Raw genomic sequence first — 12,785 nt, forward strand, 5'->3', positions numbered from 1 at the left:
TTTTCTGCGTTATCTGCGGGAAATACAAATAGCGCTTTCTTAAGTTATTCCAAACAAGAAAGGCATCCTGAAAAATCAGAATGCCTTTCTTTTACATTGACTTGTAGCTTATTTCCAGCCACCGCCCAATGCACGGTATAAATTAACTACCGATTGTAGTTTTTGCAATTTATCGTTAATGCCGCTTAACTGTGCTGTTAACAAACTTTGTTCAGAAGTTAACACATCAGTATAGTTGGTGGCTGAGCTATAACGCAGCAACTCCTTTGTAAAATCTACTGCTTTAGTTAACGAGGCAATTTGTTTTGCCCTTGTGGTTTCTTTTTCAGCTGCTGTTTGGTAAGCAAATAAAGCGTTCGATACTTCCTGCCCACCAGTTAAAAGAGTTTGCTGAAAGGCATAAAAAGCAATTTGCTGATTTGCCTGCGCTGTTTTTAAGCGGGCTTTATTGGCACCTTTTGCAAAAATGGGCTGGGTTAAACCTCCTATTAAATTGTAGAAAATAGATTTACTGAAGAAATCCTGCAATTGTAAACTTGATAAACCACCGGCAGCAGTTATGGTTAAAGCCGGATAAAAATAAGTTTTAGCCACATTCGTATTTTCAAAAGCTGAGCGGAAACCAAACTCCGCTGCAATTACATCCGGGCGGTTCTGCAGCAATTGTGCCGAAACACCGGTTTTTAAATCGGCGTAAGGTGTTTGCTGATCTAAGGTCGTACGGTTAATCGCATTTGGTGCTTTGCCAAGTACAACGCTCAATGCATTTTCGGCCTCTTTAATGCTTCTTTTTAAATCAGGCAGCGTAACCTGTGCAGCGTATAAATTGGCCTCGCTTTGTACCACAGCAGCACCATTTACTACCGCGCCTTGTTTAAGCTCTTTCATGGTTTCCACATCCTTAGTTCTCACTTTAATGGTTTCCTCGGTAATGGCAAGTTGCTTATCCAGCGCCAGCAAAGTATAATAGTTATTGGCAATTGTGGCAATTAACTGGGTTTGAACGGCCCTTTTAGCGGCATCGCTCTGCAATAAGGTAGCATAGGCGGCACGTTTGGCACTGCTTAATTTGCCCCATATATCGGCTTCCCAGGCAGTACTTAGCTGTGCTTTATACGTTTGGGTTTCCAGATTGATGTTAATCCCTGCTGGAAAGTTTAATGACGCCTGCGATTGTTTATTGTCAGTTACATTTACATCGGCCTGTAAGCTTGGTAAAAATGCCGCCCGACTTTGCTGTAAGGTTGCCTCGGCAATTTTAATCCTTTCAATGGCTTGTTTCAGATCTAAATTTTCATTTATCCCTTGTTTAATCAGCGATTGCAAAGTGGTATCCGAAAACAGTTGTTTCCATTGCAAAGCAGCAATAGTGGTCGTGTCTGTCGTATTGTTCTCGCGGTATAAACTCTCACTTTTCAGCTGCGGGCGCTCGTACTTTTTAGTTACGCAGCCACTAAGGCTTAAGATGACTATACCGGTTAAAATAGAATGCTTATATGTAAGTTTCATGTTTTTAAAATTAATGTGGACTGTTAACCGCTAACTCGTACTCTTCTTCTGTTTGTTCGCGGTCAATGCCTTCATCAAAGGGAGATTTGTTACTTATTTTTTCTTGCAAAGTCTGGAAAACAATAAACAGTGCAGGAATAACAAATACTCCGAATATAGTACCGATTAACATTCCCCCAACAGCTCCTGTACCAATTGATTTATTACCAGCTGCACCAACACCTGATGATAACATTAAAGGTAATAAACCTAAAATAAAGGCAAATGATGTCATTAAGATTGGGCGTAAACGTGCAGTAGCACCATCAATAGCCGCGTTGGTAATGCTCATGCCTTTCCGCCTTCGGTCTACCGCATATTCTACAATCAGAATGGCATTTTTGGCCAGTAAGCCCACCAGCATAATCAGGGTAATTTGAGTGTAGATGTTATTGTCGATACCAAAAATCTTATCGAACATGAATACCCCTGCTAAACCGATTGGCAGTGAAAATAATACGGCCAAAGGTAAAATGTAACTCTCGTATTGTGCCGAAAGCAGGAAGTAAACGAAGATTACACAAAGAAGGAAGATGAAAATGGTCTGACTGCCGCTGCTTACCTCCTCACGTGATAAACCTGAGAACTCATATCCGTATCCTGTTGGAAGGTGGATAGCCGCTTCTTCCTGTATCGCCTTGATGGCATCGCCAGAACTGTAACCGGCATTTGGGTTACCTGTAACCGCAATTGAAGTGTACAAGTTGAAACGTGAAATGGCCTGTGGCCCATACACCCGCTCTAAAGTAATAAACTCAGATACCGGAGCCATGGTGCCGCTCGAGTTGCGCACGTAAATGCTGGTTAAGCTTTGCTGGTTAGCGCGATACTTGGCATCGGCTTGGAACATTACCCGGTACTGCTTACCAAATTTATTAAAGTTAGAAGCGTAAACCCCACCGTAATAGCCTTGTAAAACGCCCAGTACATCGCTAACAGTTAAGCCTGCCTGTTTAATTTTTGCTACATTAACATCAATTTGATATTGCGGGAAATTAGGGTTAAAGGAAGTTGATGCGTACTGGATTTCCGGACGTTTACTCAAGGCTCCTAAAAATGCATTACCTACTTCGTTGAATTTCTTAATATCGCCACCAGTTTTATCCTGCAGTTGAAATTCGAAACCACCACCTGTACCAAAGCCCTGGATGGTTGGCGGGGCAAAGAAAATTACTTTTGCACCTTTAATGCCGGCAGCTTTAGCAAATAATTCACCAATAATGGCCTTAACATCTCTTTTACGCTGATCCCACGGTTTAAGCCTCGCGATAACCATACCGTAAGAGCTGCCCGAACCACTAATTAAACTCCGGCCAACTACCCTGAAAGTCGCTTCAACTTCTGGTACTTTACTTACAATATCATTTATTTTAACAATGATTTTATCAGTTTCTTCCTGCGAAGTTGATGGTGGTAAAGAAATATCAGAGAAAACAGTTCCCAAATCTTCGTTAGGTACGAATCCTTTAGGCGTGGTATTCATGATCCAAACCAGTACCACAGCAAAAACTGCAATGCCTAAACCAGCTAACCATCTTTTTCTACCTAAAAAGCCTACCGAACGTTTATATTTATGCGTTACGGCATCAAATGAGGTGTTAAAAGCGTCATAAAAACGCTGTAAAAAGTTTTTGCTTTTTCCGTGGTCATCTTTGTGCGGCTTTAAAAATATGGCACATAACGCCGGACTTAAAGTTAATGCGTTAATGGCCGACAAAATGATGGATATGGCCAGTGTTAAGCCAAATTGTTTATAAAATACACCCGATGAACCCTGGATAAAACTTACCGGGATAAATACCGCCGCCATTACCAACGTAATAGAAATGATGGCTCCGCTGATATCGTCCATAGCATCTTTGGTTGCTTTCTTGGCATCGGTATAACCTGCATCGAGTTTAGCGTGTACCGCCTCAACCACTACAATGGCATCATCTACCACAATACCAATGGCCAGTACGAGGGCAAACAAGGTTAATAAGTTAATGGTAAAACCAAATAAACTTAAAAAGAAGAAGGTACCGATAATTGCCACCGGAACACTAATTGCCGGAATCAGCGTTGAACGGAAATCCTGTAAGAAGATAAACACCACCAGGAACACCAGGATAAAGGCCTCAATCAGTGTATGGATTACCTTTTCGATTGAAGCATCGAGGAAGTTGTTTACGTTAACAACCGTTTCATAGTGAACACCCTTAGGGAAAGAAAGCGCAGCTTTATCTAAAGTTTTAATCGAATTGTCAATTACTTCTTTCGCATTTGAACCAGCGGTTTGGCTAATGGCAATACCCAATGCAGGTTTACCATTAAATTTTACATAACTGGCATAACTTTGTGCACCAAGTTCTATTCTAGCTACATCTTTTAATCGTAAAATCTGTCCGTTTGGATTAGCTTTTATTATAATATTGCTAAACTCGGTTTCGGTTTTTAAACGACCGCTATATTTTAAAGTATATTGGAATGCTTGTCCGCCTTGTTCACCAAACTGACCTGGTGCGGCCTCGATGTTCTGCTCGGCAAGGGCTACATTCACATCATTCGGAACCAGGCCATAAACCGCCATTACATCAGGCTTAAGCCAAATTCGCATGGTATAATCTAAAGTACCAAAAGCACTGGCATCACCCACACCATTAATCCTTTTAATTTCAGGAATAATATTGATGTTGGCGTAGTTCTGTAAAAACTTCTGGTCGTACGATGGGTCGTCGCTGTAAATAGCAAAAATAAGCAGGTTACTCGCCTGTCTTTTAGCGGTAATTACACCTGATCTTGTTACCTCTGCAGGTAATAAGCTGGTTGCCCTGGCCACGCGGTTTTGCACGTTTACAGCCGCCAGATCGGGGTTTGTACCCAGCTTAAAGTTAACGGTAATGGTAGCACTACCATCGTTACTTGCACTCGAAGTCATGTAGGTCATGTCTTCCACACCATTTATTTGTTCTTCGAGTGGAACAACAACACTACTCATTACCACATCGGCGTTGGCACCCTGGTATGAAGCCGATACCTGAACGGTTGGCGGCGCAATTTCAGGATACTGCGAAATGGGTAAAGTTACAAGGCCTAAAACGCCTAATATTACAATTATAATGGATATAACTGTCGATAAAACGGGCCTGTCTATAAATTTCTTAAACATAAATAATAGGGATTACACTGATACAGTGTGATTGCACTAATTGTATTTTTATTTTTTTATTTCAGCATAAACTGAATCGGCTGCTTTTTCTTCAGGTTTAATTTTTGTGCCGTCTTTTAACGATTGGAAACCTTCTAAAATCACTTTGTCGCCGGTTTTAAGCCCTTTTGTAACTACGTAGAAATTGCCTTTGGCTAATTCCATTACCTCAATTTGCGTATTAACAACCTTAGCCGAATCGCCTAAAATGTAAACGAATTTCTTACCCTGTAAATCGATTGTTGATTTCTGAGGGATTAGAATAGCATTTTCAACATGCTGAGGAATTCTAACCGAAGCACTGGCACCATTTTTTAATAGGAAAACCGGGTTAGGGAAGGTAGCCCTTAAGCTTGCCGAACCTGTGTTGGTGTTAATCTGACCGTTAATTGATTCGATTTTACCATTTTGCGCGTAAACACTTCCATCAGCAAGTACTAAACTAACCGGCGGAATGTTATTCATTTGCTCGGTTAGGGTTTTGCCTTTATAGGTGCTGGCAAAATCTAAAAGCTGTTTTTCGTTTAAAGAGAAGTAAGCATAAACTTTAGAGGTATTCGAAACCGTAGTTAGTGGCTGTGTGCTGCTGCTACTCACCAGACTTCCGTTTCTAAAAGGAATACTGCCTACTACACCATCTACCGGACTGGTAATTGAAGTATAACCAAGATTAACCCTCGCATTTACCAGCTCTGCCTTTGCCTGTGCCAACGCAGCTTTTCTGCTTTGAAGCGTTAATTGAGCTGCATCCAGGTCATACTTACTGATAATATCTTTTTCAACCAGGGGTTTGGTCTTGTTTACCGTTAACTGGGCGGCATTCACATCGGCCTCAGCACTGCTTATGGCTGCCCTGGCTGTTCTAACCTGTTGTTCGTATTGAGGGGCATTGATGGTAAAAAGTAGCTGACCTTTTTTAACCACCGCACCTTCATCAACAAATATTTTTTCGATAAAACCATCAACTTTTGGGCGAATATCGATATTCTGGATGCCTTCTATAGTTGCAGGATAATCTGAATCGAGGGTGGTGTTCTGTGTATTTACTGTAAATATTGGGTAAGCTTGCGGACCTGCAGCAGCAGCAGCGGCAGCTTTTTTAGCTTCGTCGTTATTTCCGCAGGATGCCAAAAGCATACCAATGCTCATGCTAAAAAAGAGAGTTGTTACTTTTCTCATGGACTATTTCTGTGTGTTTAAATTTAAATTTCCGGATTAAGGGCGTTGTCAATTGATGGGCTTTAATCGTCGCCGATAACTGTCCAAAAATAGAGCCTAAACAAAAATAAATCTGTCCAAATTCTGTCATTTAATCAATCGATTGATTTATTTTGCGTTTGGAACGCTACTTAAATATAACTAAAATATTGTTTTTAAGTAATTTAACTGCTTTATTTATTTTAAAATGGTGCTTGTAAATATCTTGAGACAGATGTTAAAAGCTGTTAAAATCGTCGATTCTGTATTGGAATTGTCACAGCGGGCTGTTGTTTATTTCGAGCAGAGATGGAGATAAATGGTGTATATTTTACACTGCCAGGGAAGAGATAGCACTCAAAATTTTTCTTAGCTTTAAACATATGAAATACCTTTTGCTGCTAACGGTTATGATATTGGGCTCGGGCTGTTTAATGCTAGGCGCACCCCACTATTATAATTACAAATCAATTCATGCGAATGCCGATTCAATCGTAGTAATTTCTTATCCCTCGCGGCTCGACTATCAATATCGCTTTACAAAAAATAAGTGGGACAGTGTTTTGGTTTTAGACCCCATACACTTGGTTTATCAAAAAATGGCCCTAAAAGAAAATGAGAACTTCTATCCAAAAGCCTATTACTCATTTTATAAAAATGAGCGATGGAATCTGAAAAAAATGGAAAAAGTGAAATCAGTAGTAGTGAAAAGGTACCAACAAAATCTGGCTGATGTTGATACCCTTTATTATAAGATAGTAAAATGAGTTTGATTAATCTACCTCTCCCTCAAAAACCAATTTGGCTGGTCCGCATAAAAACACGTTGGTAAATGCAGCACCATCGTAATCGAATTCAATTTTAATATCGCCACCCAAAACTTTAATATCGGTTTTAATGTGGCCACTCAGGTTTTTATGTTTGGCCATGGCCATAGCCACTGCAGTGACCCCGGTGCCACAGGCATAGGTCTCGTCTTCAACACCACGCTCGTAGGTACGCACAAACAGGTGGTCGGCTTTATCTTCTACAAAGTTTACGTTTATACCCTCGGTTTTATAAGTATCGTTGTAACGGATACTTTTGCCTTCATTGAAAACATCCAGGTCTTTTAAACCGGTTTGTAAAGCAACATAATGCGGGGAGCCTGTATTTAAAACATAGGCATCACCATCTTTGTTAACCGTGTCTACATCAATCATTTGCAAATCAACCCATTCGCCATTTTCTGAAATTCTGGCATAATGTGGCCCGTCTACTGCCAAAAAGTTGGTTTCCCGATCAATAATGCCAAGCTGTTTGGCAAAGGCAACAATGCACCGGCCACCATTACCACACATACTGCCCAGGTTGCCATCGGCATTAAAATAATGCATTTCAAAATCGTAATCTTCGTGTTTGGTCAGGAACATTAAACCATCTGCACCTATCCCGAATCTTCTGTGGCATAGTTGTTCAACTAATTGATTATCAATGTTTTTTAACGGACTCGTGGTGTGGTCTATTAAAATGAAATCGTTGCCTGCGCCCTGATATTTATAGAAATTAATTTTCATGAAAGCTTCATCTTTTAATGCAATATTTGAATTGCAAAGGGTAACCTGCACCTCGTGTTTTTTTGATTTAACATTTTTTAACACAAAACCAGGTGCACTAATGATGCAAATATCGTTTATATGGTATTAAATTTGAATAATTAACGAAAAGAAATTTTAGCAGATAAAAACTGCAGGAGCATTCTGCTTAAATCAAAGTGAAACAAACACTCCCGCAAAAATTAGTAAATTTAACAAATGAAATATTGTAGGCTAAAACATTTAGCTAGCAAAATGGCTTATAATAGATCAGGGGTTTTTAAAATAATATAGCACATGAAAAAAATATTGGGAATTACCGTGTTAGCTGCATTTATAGGTGGGGCAGCAGCAATAGGGGGTTACAAACTATTTGAACGTAACCAAACAGGCAGTACAATTTCTGAAAAACAGAATTTATATTTTGCAAATAATCCACTTAAGGTATCATCGGCAGGTACAACCGATTTTACACAGGCTGCAGCAGCAGTTGCGCCAGGTGTGGTGCACATTAAAACCACTTATGCCGCACAAAGTGGCGGTGGCAGAAGCTCTTCTCCGTTTGATATGATGGAAGATTTCTTCGGTGGCGGTGGCCGTCAAATGCAACGTCAGCCAAGGGCAGCATCGGGCTCAGGTGTAATCATCAGTCAGGATGGTTATATTGTAACCAACAACCACGTAGTAGAAAATGCAGAGAAGGTTGAAGTAGTTTTAACCGACAGACGTAAAGTAGAAGCCAAGGTAATTGGCCGCGACCCAAATACTGATTTAGCATTAATTAAAGTAAATGCAACCAATTTACCGGTAGTAAAAATGGGTAACTCTGATAATGTACAGGTAGGCGAGTGGGTTTTAGCGGTAGGTTTCCCGTTAGATTTAAATACAACGGTAACTGCAGGTATTGTGAGTGCTAAAAACCGCAGTATCGGTATCATTGGCCGCGAGCAACAAGGCAACGAAATTACAGAAGAAGAATACCGCGAATACCAACGTACTGGTAAAAGACCAGATCGTCCGGCAAATACAAGCATCGAATCTTTTATTCAGACAGATGCTGCCATTAACCCTGGTAACAGTGGTGGTGCACTTGTAAATGCAAATGGTGAGTTAGTTGGTATTAACTCAGCAATTGCTTCGCAAAGCGGTTATAACCAGGGCTATGGTTTTGCTATCCCGGTTAACCTTGCCCGTAAAATTGTTGATGATTTTATGAAATATGGTTCGGTTAAACGTGGATATATTGGTGTTAGTTTTGTTCCGTTAAGTGGAGAAGAAAAACAAGAAGGTGTTAAAACCAACGAAATCAGTGGTTTATATGTAAATGATGTAGTTGCTGGCGGTGGTGCTGCTGCGGCTGGTATTAAATCAGGCGACGTAATTAAAAAAGTTGATGGTGTGGTAATTAATGATTCGCCAGACTTACAGGAAAGAGTTGGTCGTTTAAATCCAGGCGATAAAGTTAAATTAACTGTATTGCGTGATGGATCTTTGAAAGACTACACTGTTACCCTTAAAGGTGAAGCCAGTGTAGGTTTAACGGCCAATAACACAGCAAGTAAAGGTGCTGAAGTTTCGAAATTGGGTGCAACTTTTGCTCCTGCCAGTCAGGCTCAAAAAGCTAAATACGGCATTAACGGCGGTGTAGTGGTAACTTCGGTTACAACTGGCAAAGCTTTCGATAACATTGGTGTAGAAAAAGGCTTAATTATTACAAAAGTAAACGGGCAACCTGTAAACTCGGTAGCCGACGTACAAAAAGCACTACCATTAGGTAGAAACAACATGGTAAGCATTAGTGGAGTTGGTGAGCAAGGATCGTATAACTACAGTTTCCCGGCTCAATAATTAACAGATAAAAATAGTTTTAAGAAGCCCTCCCGATTGAAGATATCGGGAGGGCTTTTTTTAGTCCTGGTGAATTGGCTCGTGATGCGCATGGCAGGCATCTGCACATTCTTCGCACATTAGGGCACACTGCCTGCAGTGCTCATGGTCGTGTTTACCACACTCTGCAGCGCATAACCTGCAAATTTCTTCGCACAGCAGTAAATACTGAGGGCCGATTACCGAATCACGCCGCAAGAACCTGGCGGCCTGTGTACAAATGTCGGCACAATCGCGGTCCAGATTAATACAGTCGATCATCATGCTAAGGTCTTCTTCCTGCAGGCATGATGCTGCACAATGCTCGCATGCCAGTGCGCAGTCTAATAAAGCCTTTATTAAGGCATGGTTATTCCGTGTTTCCATAGCTCAAAAATTTAGTTATCAATATGCTCTCTATTAATAACCTAAAGGAAATTAAACGGTTCTAATAAATCAAAATATGGTGGCGGCACTTGTTAAAGTTTGTTAATGTTCGTCGAGGTAAAATATATTAAATCCGTTTTGAAGCGTTTTGGAACATAAGCCCGTTTTGTTAATTAATCCATGTTCATCCTAAATTCATCATTGCGATTTAGTTTAGTGATTTACCGATTGATTATCAGTGTTTACCGATACTCTATAAAATTAATTTTTTTATTGTTACATATTTGAAACAGCAACAAAAACCAAATATTATGGCTTTAGCTCACATTAACCTCAGCGTAAAACAGTATTTCAATTTCATGTGCCAAAACGATTTTGAAAGAAGGATATTCCACGATAGCTACAGGGAATTTCAGAAGAAATCAAAGATATTCAGCCAAAATCAGCAGGCTCATACTTTTTCGCAGATGTTGCAGTTAAACGAAAAGGCTGGTTCGTTGCATCAGAAACTGCAGTATTCGGTTATGCCGAGCATTGCAGCTTTAGATGGTAAAATGCCGGTAATGGGCGATTTGGATGGTAATGCACTTAAATTTGATTGGGCCGAATTACATATTCTGAGTTCCGATTTGTTAAATAAAGCTGCCCATGTGGTTTCACTTACCTACACCAGCCCCACATTGGTTCTTCACGAAATCATTGGCGATTTACTGGTTTTAAGTTACGACAACCAAAACACAGGTGGCGAAACCATCATGATAAAAATTACCGAAAACCTAATGGTAAATTACAAGGAAAGTAACAGTTTGGTTTACAGTTAGGTCTTACTGGCATTTCTTTTCCTGCGGCCAGAAAAAATATTATTAATTTGTAGCATGCAACAATTTAAAGCTCCAACTTTTATTATCCATGTGGCAGGTTGGCTTTTATTCCTAACCTTTCCATTGTTGTTCATCAATAACGAACAATCGGGACAAAGTAGCTTTTTGTTGCTGGCATCGCCATTTTACTGGCTGTTTTGTCTTACTTACATGTTAATGTTTTATTTCAATGCCCTGGTACTGGTTCCTAAACTCATGTTCAAAAAACGGTACCTGCTATATACGGCAACTGTTTTAGGCTTGTTTAGCTTTGTGTATTATGCCCAGCCTTACGACAACCTGCTTGGGCACAACAAAAGTGTAATGGCGGCATTAAAAGGCGAGACGAATAAACAACCAAAAGGCTTAAACCAATCGCTGCAGCCGGGTAAGGATAGTGTAATCGGGCCTAATGCAGAAATGCCTTTCGGCCCCCTGCCCAATCAGGATTTGAGAATGCAGGACCCGAACCTGAAAAAACAGAAAGGGATTTTAGATTTGCACAAACCCGATAATATTGACGTAATCAGCCTGTTTATTTTTATGATGATTATGGGTTTGAGTATTGCCACCAGTACCGTTGAGCGTTGGCAAACCGCCGAATCGAAAGTGGTAAAGGCAGAGGCCGAAAAGGCTACGGCCGAGCTTTCATTCCTGAAAGCACAAATCAACCCCCATTTTCTTTTCAATACCCTCAATAACATTTATACGCAGTCGGTCATCAATAGCGAACATACTTCAGAAAGTATCATGAAGCTTTCGAATATTATGCGTTACGTTACTGATGATGTAACGCAGGATTTTGTGCTGTTAAGGGATGAAATAGATTGTGTACGCGATTACATTGAATTGCAAAGGCTAAGACTGGGAGCCGATGCCGAAATCAGTTTTCTGGTAGCCGGAAGATCTGAAGGAAAAAAAATTGCACCCTTAATTTTTATGACCTTTATCGAAAATGCTTTTAAATATGGGGTAACCAAAAAGGAAAAAACCGTAATCAGTATTAATTTGAGCATCGATACTAATAAAATTGATTTCTCATGCCAGAATAAAATTTACGGACATAAATCTAATTTAGAGCGGTCGGGAATTGGAATAGCCAATACACGCCAAAGGTTAACACATTTATATCCACAGCAACACAGCATAAACATTAAAAACACCGGCGAAATGTTTACCGTTAATCTTTGTGTAAATTGCTAACTTTTAACAACGACAATATGGCCCTAAAATGTGTAGCTATCGATGATGAGCCTTTAGCGCTCGAACTGATCAAGAACTATGTATCCAGGTTTCCGGGCTTGCAATTGGTGCAGGTGTTTGAAGATGCTTTATCGGGTGCAGAGTACCTGAAGCAGAACCCTGTAGATTTGTTATTTGTAGATGTGAACATGCCTGATATTACAGGTGTTGAACTGGTACGCAGTTTGGTAAATAGCCCGATGATTATTTTTACTACTGCTTACCGCAACTACGCCTTTGAGAGTTACGAGCTTCAGGCTATCGATTATTTGTTAAAACCCATAGATTTTAATCGTTTTACCGCTGCGGTAGAAAAAGCAATAGACTTTCATAAATACAAAAATGCTACACAGGAGAATACCAGCGACGAGAGCATTTATGTGTACTCGGAATATAAAATGATTAAGATTTTGCTCCGCGATATTGAATACATAGAAAGCATGGGCGACTACCTTAAAATTTACCTGTACAATGCAGATAAGCCGGTTTTAACCCTCATGACCATGAAAAAAGTGCTGGAAAAGCTGCCTGAAGATCAGTTTGCCCGCGTACACCGGAGCTTTATTGTAGCGCTAACCAAAATTAAATCGATACACAACAGAAAAGTAAATTTAACCAATGCCGAATTGCCTATAGGTGATGCATACAGCGGTTTTATCAACCAACAGAAGGGGATATGAAATTAAAGGCAAACATAGCAACAAGCGAAAACGGATTTATTTTCAATCCGGCAACCGGCGATTCGTTTACCAGCAATACCATCGCAGCAGAGATTTTAACCTGTTTAAAAGCCGGGGAAAGCGAGATGGAAATTAAACAGAAAATCCTCGATCTATACGAAGTAGAATTGTGCCAGCTGGAAAGAGATTGGGACGATTATATGCTGCAACTAAAGGAGGCAAATCTTTTAGATTTGTAACCCCG

Annotated in this window: 11 protein-coding genes; 6 read left to right on the plus strand and 5 right to left on the minus strand. The window is 40.2% G+C overall.

Annotation, left to right across the window (positions count from 1 at the left end):
- Window positions 1–108: 108 nt before the first annotated feature.
- The 3 genes from G7074_RS11110 to G7074_RS11120 are packed head-to-tail and all read right to left on the minus strand — an operon-like array spanning window position 109 to window position 5,914.
- Entirely contained in the window at window positions 109–1,509 is a 1,401-nt protein-coding gene (locus G7074_RS11110) for an efflux transporter outer membrane subunit (protein WP_166208405.1), read from the minus strand.
- A 10-nt stretch (window positions 1,510–1,519) separates the two neighbouring features.
- Window positions 1,520–4,696 (minus strand): efflux RND transporter permease subunit, encoded by a 3,177-nt coding sequence (locus G7074_RS11115; RefSeq protein WP_124558120.1) that lies wholly within the window; start codon window positions 4,694–4,696, stop codon window positions 1,520–1,522.
- A gap of 48 nt (window positions 4,697–4,744) precedes the next feature.
- Entirely contained in the window at window positions 4,745–5,914 is a 1,170-nt protein-coding gene (locus G7074_RS11120; protein WP_166208407.1) for an efflux RND transporter periplasmic adaptor subunit, read from the minus strand.
- Window positions 5,915–6,315: 401 nt separating this feature from the next.
- On the opposite strand from G7074_RS11120, the gene G7074_RS11125 reads away from it, so the two are divergent.
- Window positions 6,316–6,699, plus strand: a complete 384-nt coding sequence (locus tag G7074_RS11125) for a hypothetical protein (protein WP_166208409.1) — start codon at window positions 6,316–6,318, stop codon at window positions 6,697–6,699.
- Window positions 6,700–6,705: 6 nt separating this feature from the next.
- On the opposite strand, the gene dapF is transcribed toward G7074_RS11125, so the two are convergent.
- Entirely contained in the window at window positions 6,706–7,488 is a 783-nt protein-coding gene (gene dapF, locus G7074_RS11130; protein WP_124558117.1) for a diaminopimelate epimerase, read from the minus strand.
- Window positions 7,489–7,803: 315 nt separating this feature from the next.
- On the opposite strand from dapF, the gene G7074_RS11135 reads away from it, so the two are divergent.
- On the plus strand, window positions 7,804–9,354 hold the full coding sequence (locus G7074_RS11135; RefSeq protein WP_124558116.1) for a trypsin-like peptidase domain-containing protein: 1,551 nt from the start codon (window positions 7,804–7,806) through the stop codon (window positions 9,352–9,354).
- Window positions 9,355–9,414: 60 nt separating this feature from the next.
- Here G7074_RS11135 and G7074_RS11140 read toward each other — a convergent pair whose 3' ends face one another.
- Window positions 9,415–9,759 (minus strand): four-helix bundle copper-binding protein, encoded by a 345-nt coding sequence (locus G7074_RS11140; RefSeq protein WP_166208411.1) that lies wholly within the window; start codon window positions 9,757–9,759, stop codon window positions 9,415–9,417.
- 311 nt (window positions 9,760–10,070) lie between these two features.
- Here G7074_RS11140 and G7074_RS11145 point away from each other — a divergent pair, with 311 nt between their 5' ends.
- The 4 genes from G7074_RS11145 to G7074_RS11160 are packed head-to-tail and all read left to right on the plus strand — an operon-like array spanning window position 10,071 to window position 12,780.
- Window positions 10,071–10,580, plus strand: a complete 510-nt coding sequence (locus tag G7074_RS11145) for a hypothetical protein (protein ID WP_124558114.1) — start codon at window positions 10,071–10,073, stop codon at window positions 10,578–10,580.
- Between the two features lie 54 nt (window positions 10,581–10,634).
- The gene (locus G7074_RS11150) at window positions 10,635–11,822 is read left to right on the plus strand and encodes a sensor histidine kinase (RefSeq protein WP_166208413.1); all 1,188 of its coding nucleotides are present in this window, start codon (window positions 10,635–10,637) and stop codon (window positions 11,820–11,822) included.
- Between the two features lie 17 nt (window positions 11,823–11,839).
- Window positions 11,840–12,541, plus strand: a complete 702-nt coding sequence (locus tag G7074_RS11155; RefSeq protein WP_166208415.1) for a LytTR family DNA-binding domain-containing protein — start codon at window positions 11,840–11,842, stop codon at window positions 12,539–12,541.
- Window positions 12,538–12,780: a PqqD family protein gene (locus tag G7074_RS11160; RefSeq protein WP_124558111.1), complete on the plus strand. Its 243-nt coding sequence runs from the start codon at window positions 12,538–12,540 to the stop codon at window positions 12,778–12,780. Before G7074_RS11155 ends, G7074_RS11160 begins: the two co-directional genes overlap by 4 nt.
- Window positions 12,781–12,785 lie beyond the last annotated feature (5 nt).

This window comes from Pedobacter sp. HDW13 (genome assembly GCF_011303555.1).
In the GTDB taxonomy this organism is placed as follows: Bacteria; Bacteroidota; Bacteroidia; order Sphingobacteriales; family Sphingobacteriaceae; genus Pedobacter.